Origin of the sequence: Streptomyces odonnellii (assembly GCF_000981895.1) — a bacterium.
Taxonomy (GTDB): Bacteria; Actinomycetota; Actinomycetes; order Streptomycetales; family Streptomycetaceae; genus Streptomyces; species Streptomyces odonnellii.
This window is the reverse complement of sequence record NZ_LATD01000645.1, coordinates 1-1,026: the sequence shown is the minus strand read 5'-3', so window position 1 is coordinate 1,026 and position 1,026 is coordinate 1. Positions and strand designations below refer to the sequence as shown.

General features: G+C 68.6%; 2 protein-coding genes. Both read left to right on the top strand.

Annotated elements, in window-relative coordinates:
* The first annotated feature begins 1 nt into the window (after position 1).
* Positions 2-664, top strand: a complete 663-nt coding sequence (locus WH07_RS35930) for a Rossmann-fold NAD(P)-binding domain-containing protein (RefSeq protein WP_046509510.1) — start codon at positions 2-4, stop codon at positions 662-664.
* Positions 665-667: 3 nt separating this feature from the next.
* On the top strand, positions 668-1,026 hold a 359-nt coding region (locus WH07_RS35925; protein WP_046509508.1), incomplete at its 3' end, for a putative T7SS-secreted protein.

The window sequence follows — 1,026 nt, the reverse complement described above, 5'->3', positions numbered from 1 at the left end:
GATGGGTGGTTTCGGGGGTCTGCGGTTCGACGAGGAGAGTGTCCGGCGGATCACGGAGGGGCTGCGGGGTGCGGTCGCGGAGTTGCGGGAGGTCGGTACCGGTACGGGGGCGGTGCTGGGGAAGGGCTTCTCGGAGCTGGCCATGACCGGTATGGAGGCGGGGCACCGGGGGTTGTCGGTGGATTTCGAGGATTTCTGTGAGCGGTGGGAGTGGGGGGTGCGGGCGCTGGTCCAGGACGCCAACACGATCGCGTCGACGCTGGGGCTGGCGGCGGGGCTGGTGTGGGAAGAGGACCAGTACATCCAGGGGACGTTCAAGATCGCGGTGAACGCGGCGGTGGGGAATCCGCATGCCACGGAGGAAGAGATCACCGGGCAGGGCTGGGGTGATGTGCTCACGCCGGATTATCTGAGTCCGGACTACAGCGCGGAGTCGTTCGACCGGGCGGGGGACGAGGCGCTGCAGACGTGGCGGGATACGGGTCGGACGGTGCTGACGGAGGGGCAGGGCGGCCGGCAGTCGCGGATACTCAACGATCTGCTGGGGGTGGATGAGGAGTCGTGGGACCAGGCGCTGGACGACACGTTCGGCCCGTCTCCGGAGGAACGCGCCCAGCAGGCCCAGCAACAGCAGCAGCCGGGTGACGGCTCCGGGAGGAACTGAGCCGTGGGTATCGGTGATTTCGTTCCGGATGTCGTCGAGGACGCGTTCGAGGATGGTACCGAGTGGGTCGGGAACCGGGTTGAGGATGCCGGGCGGTGGACGGCGGACCGGCTGGAGGATGTGGGCTGGCAGTCCGGTGCGGACTGGGTGCGTGAGCAGTCGGGTTCGCTGGCGAACCGGCTGGGCGCGGAGGTCGACGAGCTGGATCTCGGCCAGACCGAGGACAGGACCAAGCTGATCCACGGCAGTCCGGGCAAGATCCGCAGCACGGCCTCCCATCTCCGTGACCTGGAGGGCGCCTTCACCAATGTGGGGGAGGGGTTGCGGGGTCTGGACTCCGGCTCGCTGGAGGGTGAGGGGGG

Bases quoted from the DNA above. Each gene is read 5' to 3' on its own strand.
- WH07_RS35930 (WP_046509510.1), top strand. From the start codon at position 2: ATGGGTGGTTTCGGGGGTCTGCGGTTCGACGAGGAGAGTGTCCGGCGG.